The 15,183-nt window shown below is 72.6% G+C and carries 13 protein-coding genes, 1 tRNA gene and 1 pseudogene; 11 read left to right on the top strand and 4 right to left on the bottom strand.

The window, feature by feature from the left end; genetic code table 11:
- Window positions 1-19 precede the first annotated feature (19 nt).
- From ACVWW9_RS03025 to ACVWW9_RS03005, 5 genes and pseudogenes are all read left to right on the top strand, one after another.
- A complete protein-coding gene (locus ACVWW9_RS03025) occupies window positions 20-472 on the top strand; it encodes a PLDc N-terminal domain-containing protein (RefSeq protein WP_456514318.1) in 453 nt (150 codons plus the stop codon).
- The gene (gene menD, locus ACVWW9_RS03020; RefSeq protein ID WP_456514317.1) at window positions 465-2,132 is read left to right on the top strand and encodes a 2-succinyl-5-enolpyruvyl-6-hydroxy-3-cyclohexene-1-carboxylic-acid synthase; all 1,668 of its coding nucleotides are present in this window, start codon (window positions 465-467) and stop codon (window positions 2,130-2,132) included. The genes ACVWW9_RS03025 and menD overlap by 8 nt, the downstream gene beginning before the upstream one ends.
- On the top strand, window positions 2,116-2,988 hold the full coding sequence (locus ACVWW9_RS03015) for an SDR family oxidoreductase (RefSeq protein ID WP_456514316.1): 873 nt from the start codon (window positions 2,116-2,118) through the stop codon (window positions 2,986-2,988). The genes menD and ACVWW9_RS03015 overlap by 17 nt, the downstream gene beginning before the upstream one ends.
- Window positions 2,988-4,145 carry an AI-2E family transporter gene (locus tag ACVWW9_RS03010; protein ID WP_354258641.1) on the top strand — a complete coding sequence of 386 codons (1,158 nt, stop codon included), beginning with the start codon at window positions 2,988-2,990 and terminating at the stop codon, window positions 4,143-4,145. Before ACVWW9_RS03015 ends, ACVWW9_RS03010 begins: the two co-directional genes overlap by 1 nt.
- 22 nt (window positions 4,146-4,167) lie before the next feature.
- Window positions 4,168-4,998: pseudogene (locus ACVWW9_RS03005) on the top strand (PPK2 family polyphosphate kinase); the annotation flags it as partial.
- Between the two features lie 356 nt (window positions 4,999-5,354).
- On the opposite strand, the gene ACVWW9_RS03000 reads toward ACVWW9_RS03005, so the two are convergent.
- Complete coding sequence (locus ACVWW9_RS03000) at window positions 5,355-6,563, bottom strand: isochorismate synthase (protein WP_456514315.1); 1,209 nt, start codon at window positions 6,561-6,563, stop codon at window positions 5,355-5,357.
- 99 nt (window positions 6,564-6,662) lie between these two features.
- Here ACVWW9_RS03000 and ubiE point away from each other — a divergent pair, with 99 nt between their 5' ends.
- From ubiE to ACVWW9_RS02980, 4 genes are read left to right on the top strand one after another with little or no spacing between them, the layout of a single operon-like run.
- A complete protein-coding gene (gene ubiE / locus ACVWW9_RS02995) occupies window positions 6,663-7,424 on the top strand; it encodes a bifunctional demethylmenaquinone methyltransferase/2-methoxy-6-polyprenyl-1,4-benzoquinol methylase UbiE (RefSeq protein ID WP_456514314.1) in 762 nt (253 codons plus the stop codon).
- Window positions 7,424-8,434 (top strand): polyprenyl synthetase family protein, encoded by a 1,011-nt coding sequence (locus tag ACVWW9_RS02990; protein WP_456514313.1) that lies wholly within the window; start codon window positions 7,424-7,426, stop codon window positions 8,432-8,434. Before ubiE ends, ACVWW9_RS02990 begins: the two co-directional genes overlap by 1 nt.
- A 54-nt stretch (window positions 8,435-8,488) precedes the next feature.
- On the top strand, window positions 8,489-9,838 hold the full coding sequence (locus ACVWW9_RS02985) for an FAD-dependent oxidoreductase (RefSeq protein ID WP_456514312.1): 1,350 nt from the start codon (window positions 8,489-8,491) through the stop codon (window positions 9,836-9,838).
- 30 nt (window positions 9,839-9,868) lie between these two features.
- Window positions 9,869-10,633: a sulfite exporter TauE/SafE family protein gene (locus ACVWW9_RS02980; RefSeq protein ID WP_456514311.1), complete on the top strand. Its 765-nt coding sequence runs from the start codon at window positions 9,869-9,871 to the stop codon at window positions 10,631-10,633.
- 4 nt (window positions 10,634-10,637) lie between these two features.
- On the opposite strand, the gene ACVWW9_RS02975 is transcribed toward ACVWW9_RS02980, so the two are convergent.
- The 3 genes from ACVWW9_RS02975 to ACVWW9_RS02965 all read right to left on the bottom strand — a co-directional run bounded on the left by ACVWW9_RS02975 (window position 10,638) and on the right by ACVWW9_RS02965 (window position 12,757).
- Window positions 10,638-12,083, bottom strand: coding sequence for a phospholipase D-like domain-containing protein (locus ACVWW9_RS02975; RefSeq protein WP_354258656.1), 1,446 nt, complete (start codon window positions 12,081-12,083; stop codon window positions 10,638-10,640).
- Window positions 12,084-12,092: 9 nt separating this feature from the next.
- Window positions 12,093-12,581: a YajQ family cyclic di-GMP-binding protein gene (locus ACVWW9_RS02970; RefSeq protein ID WP_123696238.1), complete on the bottom strand. Its 489-nt coding sequence runs from the start codon at window positions 12,579-12,581 to the stop codon at window positions 12,093-12,095.
- Window positions 12,582-12,675: 94 nt separating this feature from the next.
- Window positions 12,676-12,757: transfer RNA gene (locus ACVWW9_RS02965), tRNA-Tyr, on the bottom strand.
- Window positions 12,758-12,847: 90 nt separating this feature from the next.
- On the opposite strand from ACVWW9_RS02965, the gene ACVWW9_RS02960 reads away from it, so the two are divergent.
- Complete coding sequence (locus ACVWW9_RS02960; protein ID WP_456514310.1) at window positions 12,848-13,651, top strand: inositol monophosphatase family protein; 804 nt, start codon at window positions 12,848-12,850, stop codon at window positions 13,649-13,651.
- A 181-nt stretch (window positions 13,652-13,832) separates the two neighbouring features.
- The gene (locus ACVWW9_RS02955; protein ID WP_456514309.1) at window positions 13,833-15,017 is read left to right on the top strand and encodes a M23 family metallopeptidase; all 1,185 of its coding nucleotides are present in this window, start codon (window positions 13,833-13,835) and stop codon (window positions 15,015-15,017) included.
- Window positions 15,018-15,183 lie beyond the last annotated feature (166 nt).

Genomic DNA, 15,183 nt, shown 5'->3' with positions numbered 1-15,183 from the left:
CCGGACGTAGGGTGGAGCCATGAGGTGGTTGATCATCGGCGGAGTCCTGGCCCTCGTGGTCACGGTCTACGCGCTCGTCGACCTCACGGTCACCGACGATCGACGCATCCGCCGACTGAACCGGGTGCTGTGGGTCGTGCTCATCGTGGTGCTGCCGATCATCGGTCCGCTCGGCTGGCTCGCCTGGGGCAAGGGACCGGTCTCCTCGGCCCGCCCGATGGCCCCGGACGACGACCCGTCCTTCAAGCGCTCGAGCGACGTGACCGACGACGAGGCGGATCGCCGCATCGCCGAGATCGAGGCGCAGCTCGCCGCGCTCGACGCGGAGGTCGAGATCGTGCGGCCCGAGAAGCCGCAGCCGAAGCCCGAGCCGGCTCCCGAGCCCGAGGCCGAGCGCGATGCCCCGGCGGACGACGACACAGACGGGCAGGGCCACCGGGCACCTGACGACGGCGACCCCGCGCGTGCCTGAGGCGCTCGCCGCCGCCGCATACGCCGACCGGCTGGTCGCCGCCCTCGCCGCCGCAGGCGTCGCCGACATCGTCGTCTGCCCGGGCTCCCGCTCGCAGGCGATCGCGCTCGCCGCGGCCCGCGCCGCGCGCGACGACGGCATCGGCCTGCACGTGCGCGTCGACGAGCGCACCGCCGCGTTCCTGGCGCTCGGCCTCGCGCGCGAGACGGGGCAGCCCGCCGCCATCGTCGTCACGAGCGGCACCGCGCTCGCGAACCTGCACCCCGCGATGCTCGAGGCCCACCACAGCGACGTGCCCATCATCGCCATCACGGCCGACCGCCCGGCTGAGCTGCAGGGCATCCGCGCGAACCAGACGACCCGCCAGCCCGGCATCTTCGGCGAGGCGGCGCGCGTGGTGCTCGACATCGGGGCGGATGCCCTGCACGACCCCGAGGGCGACGCCGTCGCCGCCGTGCGCGCCGCGCTCGGCTGGCGCGGCGAGGGCGATCCCGCCGCGCACACCGAGCCGGGCCCGGTGCAGCTGAACATCGCCTTCCGCGAGCCGCTCTCCGGCGGCGAGCGCGCACACGGACCGGCCGTCGCCCGCGTCGAGCGCCCGCCGCTGCCGACCTCGACGCTCGAGGCGGCAGAGCGCACCGTCGTCATCGCCGGCGCCGACGCCGGTCCCGCGGCCGTCGACCTCGCCGAGGCGATCGGCGCGCCGCTCATCGCCGAGCCCACCTCCGGTGCCCGCTTCGGCCCCATGCTCGTGCCGCACGGCCGCGACGTCATCGCCTCGCTCGCCGACGAGGTGCGGCGGGTGGTGGTGATGGGCCACCCGACGCTCGCGCGCGCCGTGACCGGGCTCATCCGCCGCCCCGACGTCGAGGTGGTCGCCATCGGCCGCGCCGGGCAGGACAACGTGCGCGGCACCGGCGTCACGAGCGTGCGCTCCGGACGCATCCAGGTGATCGAGGCCGAGCCCGACCGGGCGTGGATCGACCGCTGGATCGCCGCCGGCCGAGCCCTCGCAGCCGAGCGCGACGCCGAGCGCGCCCCCGACTCGCAGCTGCCCCGCGCCGCCTACGCCCGCGCCGAGCTCGCCGAGGGTCGCACCGCCATCTCGCGCCGCGACCTCGTCACGGCGGTGTGGGACCGCACCTGGCCGCACGACCGGCTCGTCGTCGCCGCCTCCCGGCTCATCCGCGAGCTCGACTCCTATGCCGGGCCGAAGGCGGTCACGGCGCGCGCCAACCGCGGCCTCGCCGGCATCGACGGCACCGTCAGCACGGCGTCCGGCGTGGCGATCGCGCACGAGCGGTCGGGCGCCGGCGGGCTCACGCGGCTGCTCATCGGCGACCTCGCGCTGCTGCACGACGCGGGCGGGCTGCTCGTGCCGCCCGGCGAGGAGCGGCCGCGGCTGCAGATCATCGTCGGCAACGACCGCGGCGGCTCGCTCTTCGAGCTGCTCGAGGTGGCGGGCAGCGCCGACCCCGACGACTTCTCGCGCGTCCAGCGCACCCCCCACGACGTCGACCTCGAGCACCTCGCCGCTGCCTACGGCTGGCCCTACGAGCGGGTCGTCGACCGCGCCGGCCTCCGCAGGGCGCTCTCGCAGTCGGAGCCCGGCATCATCGAGGCTGTGCTGGAGGGGGAGACGGATGCGCAGGGGCTCTGACGCCGGTGGCCGGCCGGGTGCGATCGGCGCCGGCACGACCATCGTCATCACCGGTGCCGCGAGCGGCATCGGCCGGCTGGTGGCGCTCGGCGCCGCTCGCAACGGCGCGCACGTGGTCATCTGGGACCGCGACGCCAAGGCAGCGCGCTCGGTCTCCGATGCCGTGCACGAGGCGGGCGGCCGCGGGACGGTCGTGGTGGTCGACCTCGCCGACGCCGACGCGATCGAGCTCGCCGCCGCCGAGACGCTCATGCTCGGGCCGGTCGATGTGCTCATCAACAACGCCGGCGTCGTCTCCGGCCGCCCGCTCGCCGAGCTCACCGCCGCGCAGATCGATCGCACGATGCGCGTGAACGCGATCGCGCCCATCCTCGTCACCCGAGCGCTCCTGCCCGCGATGCGCGATGCCGGCCGCGGCCGCATCGTCACGGTCGCGAGCGCGGCGGGGCTCATCGGGGTCGCCGGCCAGACCGACTACGCGGCCTCGAAGTTCGCGGCGGTCGGCTTCATGGAGTCGCTGCGGGCCGAGCTGCGCAAGGAGCGGTCGCCGATCACGACGCTCACCGTCGCGCCCTTCTACATCGACACCGGGATGTTCGCCGGCGTCACGACGAAGGTGCCGGCGCTGCTGCCGATCCTGTCGTCGGCCGCGGTCGCCACGCGCATCCTCGCCGCGATCGACTCCCGCCGGTCGATGCTCGCGCTGCCGCCGCTCGTCCGCGTCGTCCCGGCGCTCAAGGTGCTGCCCGCGGCGATCGCCGACCGGCTCGCGGATGCGCTCGGCGTCAACGAGGGCATGGACGGCTTCACGGGGCGCGAGGCGGTCGTCGAGCCGCCGCGCGCGAGGCGCGACTGATGCGCTGGCCGTGGCAGCGGCAGCGCGAGCTGCCGGTCGTGCCGGCGGTGACCGAGGCGGTCGAGCGGCGCTGGATGCTGCCGCGCACGCTCATCATCCTGCTGTCGATCATCGCGACCATCGCGGTGCTCATCCTGCTCAGCCAGGTCGCGACCTTCGTCGCGCCGGTGTTCCTCGGCGTGAACCTCGTGATCGCCGTGCTGCCGCTGCAGCAGTGGCTGCTGCGCAAGGGCGCGCCGCGGCTCGTGGCCGCGCTCGCGGCGCTGCTGACCGTCTACGTGTTCCTCGCGGCGCTCTTCTGGTCGATCTACTGGTCGGTGCAGTCGCTCGTGCAGGAGCTGCCGTCCTACGGCCCGGAGTTCAACGCGCTCTACCGCGACGTGCTCACGTGGCTCGAGGGCTTCGGCGTCTCGCAGGACGAGGCGCTGCACCAGCTGCAGAGCGCCTTCAGCCCGAGCGCGATCGCGAGCGCGCTGACGAGCGTGCTGTCGAACGCGGGCAGCGTGCTCGCCTTCCTCGCGACGCTCACGGTCGTGGTGTTCTTCCTCGCGTGGGACTCGATGAACATCCCCGCGCGGGTCGAGCGGATCGCGCTCACCAACCCGGGCATCGTCCGCGGCGTCGACCGCTTCGCCGCCGGCGTGCAGCGCTACTGGGTCGTGACGACGCTCTTCGGCCTCATCGTCTCCGCGCTCGACCTCGTGGCGCTCACCGCCCTCGGGGTGCCGCTCGCGCTCGTCTGGGCCGTGTTCGCGTTCGTCACCAACTACATCCCCAACGTCGGCTTCGTGGTCGGCGTCATCCCGCCGACGCTCATGGCGCTGCTCGCGAACGGGCCGATCAACGCGCTGCTGACCGCGATCCTCTTCAGCGTCATCAACTTCGTGATGCAGTCGCTCATCCAGCCGAAGGTCGCGGGGGATGCGGTGGGCGTCACGCCCGCGACCTCGTTCCTGTCGCTGCTCGTGTGGGCCTACGCGCTCGGGCCGGTGGGCGCGCTGCTGGCGCTGCCGGCCACGCTCGCCGTGAAGACGCTCATCGTCGACCCCGACCCGCGGCTCGGCTGGGTGAGCACGCTCATGTCGAGCAAGCTCGAGGCGCCGAAGGCCGGCAGGCTCGGCCGCGCCGTCTCGCCGGGGGTCCAGGGCAGGCGCTGAGCCGGCCGACTACGCTCGGCCCATGACAGCGATCACCGACGCGCTGCGCGTCACCCGCTCCGTCCGCCTCGCCGACGTGGATCCCGCATCCACCCCCGGCTTCGACGGCGACAAGGCCGCCGGGGAGGCCGCGCTCGCGGCCGGCGCCGACCGGCTCGAGGAGCTGCAGGAGCGGCTCTTCGCCGAGAGCCGTGTGGGCGGCCAGCGCGCGGTGCTGCTGATGGTGCAGGGCATGGACACCTCCGGCAAGGGCGGGATCATGCGCCACGTGGTCGGCCAGGTCGACCCGCAGGGCGTGCGCATCAAGGCGTTCAAGGCGCCGACGGCCGCCGAGCGGCTGCACGACTTCCTCTGGCGCGTCGAGCGGGAGCTGCCGCAGCCCGGCTTCATCGGCGTCTTCGACCGCTCGCACTACGAGGAGGTGCTGATCCACCGCGTGCGCGGGCTGTCGACGCCCGATGCCATCCAGGAGCGGTACGGCCACATCGTCGAGTTCGAGCGGGGAATCGCCGAGCGCGGCATCGCGCTCGTGAAGGTGATGCTGCACATCTCGCGCGAGGAGCAGGGCACGCGGCTGCTCGAGCGGCTCGATCGGCCCGACAAGCACTGGAAGTTCAACCCCGGCGACATCGACGAGCGCCAGCGGTGGGACGACTACATGGAGGCATACCAGATCGCGATCAACCGCACCGCCCGCGCCTCGGCGCCGTGGCACGTCGTGCCCGCCGACCGGAAGTGGTTCGCGCGCCTCGCGGTGCACGAGCTGCTCGTCGAGGCCCTCGAGCGGATCGACCCGCAGTGGCCGGTGGCCGACTTCGACGTGGCCGCGGAGCGGGAGCGGCTGCTGGCGACGGGGGATGTCGCGGTGACGGATACCGGGGACGCGGACGAGCAGTCGGCAGCCGGCGAGGAGCAGGGCGGGGCGGACGAGCAGCAGGGCAAGAAGGCCGAGAAGCAGGGCAAGAAGGCCGGCAAGAAGGAAAAGAAGAACAAGAAGAACAAGAAGCACGAGGAGAAGGACAAGAAGGCCCGGAAGCAGGGCAAGAAGGCCGGGAAGCAGGATGAGAAGGTCGGGAAGCAGGTCGCAGCGAAGGGCGAGCACCAGGCTGCGATGTAGCCGGGTGGCGCAGGACGAGGGGGATCGCACCGGCAGCGGCCGGACGACCGCTGCTCATGCGCCGACGGACCTCCCTCGATCCGTGACGGGCGCTAGGGGAGCGGATCGGCGAGCGCGTCGGTGATCGGGCGCAGCTTCACGGCCGTCTCGGTGAGCTCGTCGTGCGGGTCGGAGCCGGCGACGACGCCGGCGCCCGCGAAGGCGCGGATGCAGCCGTCCGCGTCGATCTCGGCGCCGCGCAGCGCGATGACCCACTCGCCGCCGCCCTCCGCGTCGACCCAGCCGACCGGCCCCGCGTAGCGGCCCCGATCGACGCGCTCGAGCTCTCGGATGATCGCCAGCGCCGCGGCCCGCGGCGTCCCGGCGACCGCGGCCGTCGGATGCAGCAGCGCCAAGACGTCCAGCGTCGAGCTGCCGCCCAGCGTGCCGGTGATGTCGGTCGCGAGGTGCCACAGGTTGGGCAGCCGCAGCGGGAACGGCTCCGACGCCCGGGTGTCGGGCGCGAGCTCGCGCAGCACCTCGATGGCCGAGTCGGCCGCGAAGCGATGCTCGCGCACGTCCTTGTCGCCGCTTGCGAGCGACTCCGCGATCTCCGCGTCGAGCGACGGGGTCGCGCCGCGCGCTGCGGTGCCCGCGAGCACGCGCGAGAAGAAGTGGCCCCGGTGCGCGGCGATGAGCGTCTCGGGGCTCGCGCCCACCACGCCGTCGACAGCGTAGGTGACGGCATCCGGGTAGCGGCGGCCGAGGCCCACCACGACCGAGCGGATGTCGCCCTCGGGCGGCAGCTGGCCCACCCGGTCGCGCGCGACGACGACCTTCTCGGCGTCGCCGGCACGGATGCGCTCGGTCGCCGCGGCGACGATCGCCCGGTAGCGCTTCGCGCCGATGGCGCCGTCGTGGAGCTCGACGCGCACCTCGTCGATCGCGGTCGGGTGCAGGCGACTGCCGTCGCCGATCCACGTCACCCACTCGTCATCGCCGCGGCGGCCCACGACGAGCTGCGGCACGATGAGCACGCTCGTGGCCGCGGAGGCGTCGTCGAACGCGAAGGCGCCGAAGGCGATGAGCCCGGTGCCGGGCACGCCCACCTCGTCGTCGACCTGCGCGTCGCGGGCCACCTCGCGCCACGCGTCCGCCGCATCCGTCAGCCTGGAGGGGCCGCGGAACTCGAGCCGCAGGGCCTCGCCGCGCCCGACGATGCCGTCGGCGCCGCGTCGGATCGCGAGCGGTGCGCGCGGATCGGCGTGCTCCAGCAGGCGTCCGAGCTCCGCGCGCTCGGTGCGCGCCCGCAGGGCCGGCATGCCAGCCAGCCTATCGTCGCGCCGCGCGACGAGGCCGTGCCGGCCGGCGACCACGAGCCTGGACGGCCGCCGGAAGGCCCGCACGTCGGGGAGCCTAGGATGGAGGACGTGAGCCGAGCAGACATGCAGAAGGACCCAGCAGAGGTCGCGGGCATGTTCGACGCGACGGCCAAGCGCTACGACCTCCTCAACTCGCTGCTCTCGGGCGGCAACGACAAGCTCTGGCGCATCCACATGCAGCGCGCCGTGCGGCCGCAGCCGGGCGAGCGCATCCTCGACGTCGCCGCGGGCACCGGTGCCTCGGCCGCCCCGATGGCGAGGGCCGGCGCGCTCGTGACGGCGCTCGACATCAGCCAGGGGATGCTCGAGGAGGGTCGCAAGCGGCACGCCGACATCGAGTTCGTGCACGGCTCCGCCGAGGAGCTGCCGTTCGAGGACGACACCTTCGACGCCGTCACCATCTCGTTCGGGCTGCGCAACGTGCAGCACCCGCGCGTCGCGCTGAGCGAGTTCTACCGCGTGCTCAAGCCCTCCGGCCGCCTTGTGATCTGCGAGTTCTCGCAGCCGCCGGTGAACGTCGTGCGCAAGGGCTACGAGCTCTACCTCGGCACGATGCTGCCCGGCATGGCCAAGGTGGCGAGCTCCAACCCCGAGGCCTACCGCTACCTCGTCGAGTCGATCCGCTCGTGGCCCGACCAGCAGTCGCTCTCGCAGTGGATCCGCACCGCGGGCTTCACGCGCGTCGCGCACCGCAACCTCACCATGGGCGTGGTGGCGCTGCACCGCGGCCGCAAGCCCACGGAGCAGACCGCCGCGATGCGCATCGCGCGCCACGCGCAGGCGGAGGAGCAGGCCGACTGATGCCGTCGATCGCTGAGGCCTTCGGCCTGCGAGGGCCGCGCTTCGTCGCGCCCGCGGACGCTCGCGTGGTCGACAACGTCGACCGCGGCCTCGACGAGCTCGAGGCGCGCCTCGACGCGCACCTGCGGGTCGCCGACCCGGTCGCGGATGCGGTCACCCGCTACCTGCTCGAGGCCGGCGGCAAGCGCGCCCGCCCGCTGCTGCTGCTGCTCACGGCCCACCTCGGCTCCGGCGTCGATGACGACGTGCTCTCGGCCGCCGAGGTCGTCGAGATCACGCACCTCGCGAGCCTGTACCACGACGACGTGATGGACGAGGCGGACACCCGCCGCGGGGTGCCGTCGACGCACACCGTCTGGGGCAACTCCGTCGCGATCCTCGCCGGCGACCTGCTCTTCGCCCGCGCCGGCCAGATCGCCGCGCCGCTCGGCCGCGAGGTCGCGGTGCTGCAGGCGCGCACGTTCGAGCGGCTGTGCCTCGGCCAGCTGCACGAGACGCTCGGACCGGGCGACGCGGATGCGGTCGACCACTACCTGCAGGTGCTCGCCGACAAGACCGGCTCGCTCATCGCCGCCGCCGCCGAGCTCGGCGTGGTCGTGAGCGGTGCTGACGACGCCTTCCGCGAGCCGCTGCGACTGTTCGGCGAGCGCATCGGCGTCGCCTTTCAGATCGTCGACGACGTCATCGACCTCTCCGCCGACCCGGAGACGGGCAAGGACCAGGGCAACGACGTGCGCGCGGGCGTGGCGACGCTGCCCGTGCTGCTGCTCGCGAAGCGCGACGACGAGGCCTCCGCCCGGCTGCACGCCCGGCTCGAGAGCCCGGCCGACGACGCGGACCTCGCGGCCGCGGTCGCCGAGCTCGCCGCGCATCCGGTCGTGGACGAGACGATCGCCGAGGCCGAGCGCTGGCAGCGCAGCGCCCTCGAGGCGCTCGCGCCGCTGCCCCGGGGCACCGTGCGCCGCGGGCTCGAGACCTTCGCCGACCACGTCGTCTCGCGCACCCGCTGAACCCCGACTGAAGAAGACTCGGGCGGCGAGGCCGCCCCGCACCTGAGGAGAATCGTGAGCGCAGCGCTCCGCATCGCCGTCGTCGGCGCCGGCCCGGCGGGCATCTACGCCGCCGACATCCTGAAGAAGTCGGCCGCCGAGTCCGGCCGCGAGGTGCTCATCGACCTGTTCGAGCACCTGCCCGCGCCCTACGGGCTCGTCCGCTACGGCGTCGCGCCCGACCACCCGCGCATCAAGGGCATCATCGCCGCGCTCCGCGAGGTGCTCGAGTCGGGCGTCGTGCGGCTGTTCGGCAACGTGCGGTTCGGCGAGGACATCACGCTCGCCGACCTCGAGCGGCTCTACCACGGCGTCATCTTCGCGACCGGGGCGACGAAGGACGCGCCGCTCGACATCCCCGGCATCGACCTGCCCGGCTCCTATGGCGCAGCCGACTTCGTCTCCTGGTACGACGGCCACCCCGACGTGCCGCGCGAGTGGCCGCTCGAGGCCAAGGAGATCGCGGTGATCGGCAACGGCAACGTCGCGCTCGACGTCGCCCGGATGCTCGTGAAGCACCCCGAGGACCTCATGCCCACCGAGGTGCCGGCCAACGTAGTCGACGGCCTCGAGGCATCCCCGGTCACCGACGTGCACGTCTTCGGCCGTCGCGGCCCGCTGAACGTCAAGTTCACGCCGCTCGAGCTGCGCGAGCTCGGCGAGCTGCGCGACGTCGACATGATCCTCCATGACGACGACTTCGGCGTCGACCCCGACGAGGAGACGCTCAAGCAGAACAAGCAGATCCTCGTCATCTCGCGCGTGCTCGAGCAGTGGCGGCAGCGCGAGGTCGGGCAGGCGTCGCGCCGGCTGCACCTGCACTTCTGGTCGCGGCCCGACGCCGTGCTCGGCGACGGCCGCGTCGAGGCGCTGCGCATCGAGCGCACCCGGCCGACCGAGCACGGGCTCGAGGGCACGGGGGAGTACCGCGAGATCCCCGTGCAGGCGGTCTACCGCGCGGTCGGCTACTTCTCCTCGCCGCTGCCCGACGTGCCCTTCGACGAGCGCCGCGGGGTCGTCCCCAACATCGCCGGGCGCGTGCAGGACGGCTCGCGGCCGATGCCGGGCATGTACGCGACCGGGTGGATCAAGCGCGGGCCGGTGGGCCTCATCGGGCACACGAAGTCCGACGCGAAGGAGACGGTCGAGCACCTGCTCGGCGACGAGCACTCGTGGTGGACGCCCGAGGCGTACGACCCGGATGCGGTGCCCGCGCTGCTGCGCGAGCGCGGCGTCGCCTGGACCGACATCGACGGCTGGATCCGCCTCGACCAGCACGAGATGGCCCTCGGCGAGCCGCACGGCCGCACCCGCATCAAGGTCGTGCCGCGCGACGAGATGATCTCCGTCTCGCGCGACGAGTGACCGCGCCGCAGCCGCGGGGCGGGCGCTGACGTGGAGCTGCCCGGCTACCTGCTGATCGCGCTCGCCTCCCTCGGCGCAGGCGCCATCAACGCGGCCGCGGGCGGCGGCACGCTCATCACCTTCCCGGCGATGCTCGCGGCCGGCATGAGCCCCCTCGCCGCCAACATGACGTCGTCGGTCGGACTGCTGCTCGGCACGGTGGGTGGCGCGTGGAGCTACCGCCAGGAGCTGCGCCGCCAGCGCCGCCGCTTCATCGCGAACGCCCCGTTCGCCGCGGTCGGCGGCGTCATCGGCGCGGTGCTGCTGCTCCTCACCCCGTCCGACTCCTTCGAGGCGATCGTGCCGTGGCTCGTGCTCACCGCTGCGGCCCTCTTCGCCGCGCAGCCGCTCGTGGCGAAGGGCCTCCGCCGCGACGACGCGGCCGGGTTCGACGTCGAGTCGACCGGCGGCTGGGTCACGAGGGCGGCGTTCGTCGCGATCGGCATCTACGGCTCGTACTTCGGCGCCGGCATCGGCGTGATGATGCTCGCGATGCTCGGGCTCGTCATCCACGACTCGCTGCAGCACCACAACGCGCTCAAGAACGCGATCGCCGGCGTCATCAACGGCACGGGCGTGCTCATCCTCGCCTTCTCGCCGCTCATCCACTGGGGCGTCGTGCTCGTCATGCTCGCGAGCTCGCTGCTCGGCGGGCTCGCCGGCGGCTGGCTCTCGCGGCGGGTGCCGTCGTGGGCGCTGCGCACCGTGGTGATCGCGTTCGCGGTCGTCGTGGGGCTCGCGATGCTGCTCGGCTGAGCCGCTACTGCAGGGCGGAGGTCAGCCGCGCGACGCTGTCGAACAGCTGCGCGACGCGCGGTCGCGCCATCCAGTCGTCGAGCTGCAGCTCGGTCGACTGCCGCCGGTACCCCTCGGCGATGCCGTGGAGCTGCGCGACCATCGAGGTCCCCTCGATGAGCATCGACACCTCGAAGTTGAGGCCGAAGGAGCGCAGGTCGATGTTCGACGAGCCGATGACCGAGACCCGGTCGTCGAAGGTCATGAACTTCGAGTGCAGCACGGTCGGCTTCTCGAACAGGATGATGCGCACGCCGGCGCGCAGCAGCTCCTCGTAGTAGGAGCGCTGCGCGTGATAGGTCCAGAACTGGTCGCCGATCTCGCTCGCGTAGAGCTCCACCTGGACGCCGCGCATCGCGGCGGAGGTGATCGCGTAGCGCATCGCGTCGTCGGGCACGAAGTACGGGCTGACGATCGTGATGCGATCCTCCGCGGCGTGCACGAGCTCGACGAAGACGCGCAGGTTGATCTCGCCCTCGAAGCCCGGCCCCGAGGGGATGGCGGATGCCAGCAGGTCGCCGCCCGTCTCGGACTCGCTCGTCGCGAGCTCGACGAGCTCGTTCGTCTCGGCCCACCAGTCCGACCAGAAGAGCACGTCGAGCGCCCGCACGGGCGGGCCGCTCAGCTCGATCCAGGTGTCGCGCCACTGCAGGCCGCGCCGCAGGTTGCGCCGCCACAGGTAGGAGGGGTCGATGAGGTTGAGCGAGCCGGTGAAGCCCACCCGGCCGTCGACCACCAGGAGCTTGCGGTGGTTGCGCAGGTCCGGGCGCTGCCACTTGCCCGCCCACGGTCGCAGCGGCAGCATGTCGCGCAGCTCGGCCCCCATGGCGTCGAGGCGCGCGAGCGTCTCCTTGCGGCGCGGGTAGCGCACGCTCGTCAAGTGGTCGACGAGCACCCGCACGGTGACGCCGCGGGCGGTCGCCCGCTCGAGCGCCGCGAAGAACGGCTCGGTGCGCTCCGACGCGACGATGAGGTAGAACTCGACGTGCACCCAGTGCTCCGCCTCGTCGATGCGGCGGGCCATCGCCTCGAGCTGCGCGTCGAACTCACCCCAGACGATGCCCGACGAGGGACCGACGTGCGGCATCGAGGTGAGCGTGCGATTGAGCTCGAGCACGCCCGGCAGCCACGACGGGCGCTCCGTGGGCGGCGTCGCGTCGTCGATCGCCTCCGTGCTCTCGCCGATGAGCTCCTGGATCGCCGACATCTTCGCGTGACGGCCGCGCGAGACCCGGTTGTTCCCGAGCAGCAGGAACACGATCCAGCCGACGACCGGCTGGATCATGACGATGAGCAGCCACGCGATGGCGGTCGCGGGCCTGCGGTTGTGGGGGATGACGACGAGTGCGAGCAGGCGCAGCGCCACGTCGAGGGCGATCCAGAGCGCGCCCAGCGCCTGCGTCAGCTCCACGGCCGGCGGTCAGCGGAAGTTGATGAACTGCAGGTCGATGTCGAGGTCAGCGCCCTTGAGCAGCTGGATGGTGGCCTGCAGGTCGTCACGGCTCTTCGAGGTGACGCGCACCTCGTCGCCCTGGATCTGCGTCTTCACGGTCTTGGGGCCCTGCTCGCGCACGAGCTTCGTGACCTTCTTCGCGTCCTCGGTCGAGATGCCGTCCTTCAGGCCGACCTCGATGCGGAACTCCTTGCCGGAGGCGTACGGCTTGCCGGCGTCGAGCATCTTCAGGTCGATCCCGCGCTTGACGAACTTCGACTGCACGACGTCGAGCACGGCCTTCACGCGCTCCTCGCTGGAGGCCTTCAGCAGCAGGCTGTCGCCGCTCCACGAGACGTCGGCGCCGACCCCCTTGAAGTCGTAGCGCTGCTCGACCTCCTTGCGGGCCTGGTTGACCGCGTTCTCGGCCTCCATCTTGTCGACCTTGCTGACCACATCGAACGAGGAATCTGCCATACCGCAACCCTAGATCACCGAGGTTCCGAGGGGATCCACCGGGCCACGTGCGGCAACGACGAAGCCCCGCCTCGAGGGCGGGGCTTCGGATCGGTGGCGAGTGAGGGATTCGAACCCCCGAATGCTGAGCAGTCTGATTTACAGTCAGATCCCTTTGGCCGCTTGGGTAACTCGCCGTGGCCGCACAGGCCGTCGTCAAGGATACATGCCCCACAGGCGGCCGGGCGACCGCGGCCGCCCGGCGGCGTGCGCGGTAGGTTCGAGGCATGCGCGAGCTCCATGACCTGGTCGTCGGCATCGCCACCGAGGCGGCCGAGCTCGCGCGCACGCGCCGGCACGAGGGCGTCGCCGTCGCGGCGAGCAAGTCGAGCCTCGTCGATATCGTCACCGAGGCCGACCGCGAGGTCGAGCGCTTCGTCGTCGAGCGCCTGCAGGCGGCGCGGCCCGACGACGGCATCCTCGGTGAGGAGGGCGCGAGCGTCGCCGGCACCTCCGGCCTCACGTGGGTCATCGACCCGATCGACGGCACGGTCAACTACTTCTACGACATCCCGGCCTACGCGGTCTCGATCGCGCTCGTCGAGGGTGAGCCCGAGCCGACGACCTGGCGGGCGCTCTCGGGCGTCGTCATCAACGGCGCGACGGGGGAGCGGTTCGAGGCGCTCCGCGGCGAGGGAGCCCGGCTCGACGGCAGGGAGATCCGGGTCGCGGATGCGGTGCCGGCCTCGATGGCGCTCGTCGGCACGGGCTTCGGCTACGACGCCGGGCGCCGCGAGCGGCAGGCGGCGGTCGTGCAGGGCCTCATCGGCTCGGTGCGCGACATCCGCAGGATCGGCTCGGCGGCGCTCGACCTCGCCTCGGTCGCCTGCGGCCGGCTCAACGGCTACTACGAGCGCGGCCTGCAGCCGTGGGACATGGCTGCAGGCGCGCTGCTTGTCGAGGAGGCGGGCGGGGACGTCCGGGGCTGGGACGGCGCGCCCGCGAGCTCCGCGTTCCTGCTGGCCGCGCATCCGGCGCTCGCCGGCGAGCTCGCGGCGCTGCTCGAGCCGCTCGCCCCGCACGAGGTCTGACACCTTGCCCTCTCGTTACCGTTCCGTTATATTTGAACCTTGAGCGAGTGATGATCGGACGCACAGCGTGCCGCTTCTCGCCACGGCCGGTTCATGCGAGCATCGTTTCCGGCACCGCACAGTTGCAGACAGATCCAGCTGCGCGCCCCACCGCACATCGAGCATCAGGACGGCATCCAGCGTGACGCACCCCACCCGACGAGCACTCCGCTCGTCCCCTGAGGGCGTCTCCCGACCCGATGCGGCTCCCGCCGCTACGCGGCGATCGGTCCGCGATCGCGAGCGCGCCGCCGAGGCCATCGCCCTCACCGCGAGCGAGGCGCGCGCCGCCGAGCGCGTGACCGTCGTCGAGGGCTCCGCGCCGCTCTACACGACGCGACGCGCCATGCGCGACGCGGCGACGCAGATCGCCCGTGACCTCCCGGTGCAGATCGCCGAGCCGACCTTCGAGTCGCCCAGCATCGTCGTCGACGCCCCGTCGCTCGGCAACGGCGGTGACCTGATCCCCAGCGTCCGGCCCGTGCCGCGCGCCCTTGCGCCGCGCGTCATCCGCCAGGCGCCGATCGCGCCGCCGACGCAGTCCAAGCGCGGTGCGCGCAAGATCGTGCAGAAGATCACCGCCGGTGGCGCGCTGCTCTTCATCGGTTCGCTCGTGGTCGTCACGTCGCTGCCTGCGCAGGCCGTGCAGGCGCCGAACGGCCTCGACCCCGAGGTCGCGCAGATGAGCGAGGGCGTCCAGACGCTCGAGGGCGTCAACGCGGAGTCGACCGGCTACTTCCAGCGCGACGACATCATCGTCAACGACCAGATCGCCGCCGCGCGCATGGCGCCGGGCGAGCTCGCCGCCTACCAGGCGGTCGCGGACTCCGAGGTGGCCGGCCCGTCTTACACCGGGGACCCCGCGTTCCCGCAGGTGTGGGGGATGCTCGAGACCGGCTTCGTGCAGACGCCCTTCCCGAACCTCGACCAGGTGCCGATGTCGAGCGGCTTCGGCTACCGGCCCGGCGGCTTCCACGGCGGCAGCGACTTCATCCCCGGCATCGGCACCGACGTGCGCCCGATCGCCAACGGCGTCGTCTCGGCCGTCTTCCAGGGCAACAACCCTGGCGGTGGCGGCTACTCCGTCTTCATCGACCACAACATCGACGGCCAGTTCGTGCAGTCCTGGTACGGCCACATGCTGCCCGGCTCGCTCACCGTCGAGGTCGGGCAGGTCGTCGACATCACGACCGTCATCGGGCAGGTGGGCAACTCCGGCCGCTCCACGGGCCCGCACCTGCACCTCGAGCTGAAGAACGCCGACTACGTGTCGTTCGACCCGCTGCTGTGGCTGCAGACGCGCGAGATGAACCTGGAGTACCGCTAGCGCGGGTGCCGGTCTCGATGCGCGCGCCGGTGGGTCGGTGCTCGACCGGAGGGTGTGGTCTCGATACGCGCGCCTTCGGCGTGCTACTCGACCAGCGGGTGGAGTGTGGTCTCGATACGCGCGCCTTCGGCGTGCTACTCGACCAGCGGGTGGGTGCGACCAGCGG

The sequence above is a fragment of the Agrococcus sp. UYP33 genome (assembly GCF_054060915.1).
Note: the sequence above shows the minus strand (reverse complement) of the source record. Positions and strands in the feature narration are given on the sequence as shown.

What these genes read in the sequence shown, in the direction of transcription:
- ACVWW9_RS02970 (WP_123696238.1), bottom strand. Translation starts at nt 12,581, where the DNA reads ATGGCAGATTCCTCGTTCGATGTGGTCAGCAAGGTCGACAAGATGGAG.
- ACVWW9_RS03025 (WP_456514318.1), top strand. Translation starts at nt 20, where the DNA reads ATGAGGTGGTTGATCATCGGCGGAGTCCTGGCCCTCGTGGTCACGGTC.
- ACVWW9_RS02960 (WP_456514310.1), top strand. Translation starts at nt 12,848, where the DNA reads ATGCGCGAGCTCCATGACCTGGTCGTCGGCATCGCCACCGAGGCGGCC.
- ACVWW9_RS03015 (WP_456514316.1), top strand. Translation starts at nt 2,116, where the DNA reads ATGCGCAGGGGCTCTGACGCCGGTGGCCGGCCGGGTGCGATCGGCGCC.
- ACVWW9_RS02990 (WP_456514313.1), top strand. Translation starts at nt 7,424, where the DNA reads ATGCCGTCGATCGCTGAGGCCTTCGGCCTGCGAGGGCCGCGCTTCGTC.
- ACVWW9_RS03000 (WP_456514315.1), bottom strand. Translation starts at nt 6,563, where the DNA reads ATGCCGGCCCTGCGGGCGCGCACCGAGCGCGCGGAGCTCGGACGCCTG.
- ACVWW9_RS03010 (WP_354258641.1), top strand. Translation starts at nt 2,988, where the DNA reads ATGCGCTGGCCGTGGCAGCGGCAGCGCGAGCTGCCGGTCGTGCCGGCG.
- ubiE (WP_456514314.1), top strand. Translation starts at nt 6,663, where the DNA reads ATGGAGGACGTGAGCCGAGCAGACATGCAGAAGGACCCAGCAGAGGTC.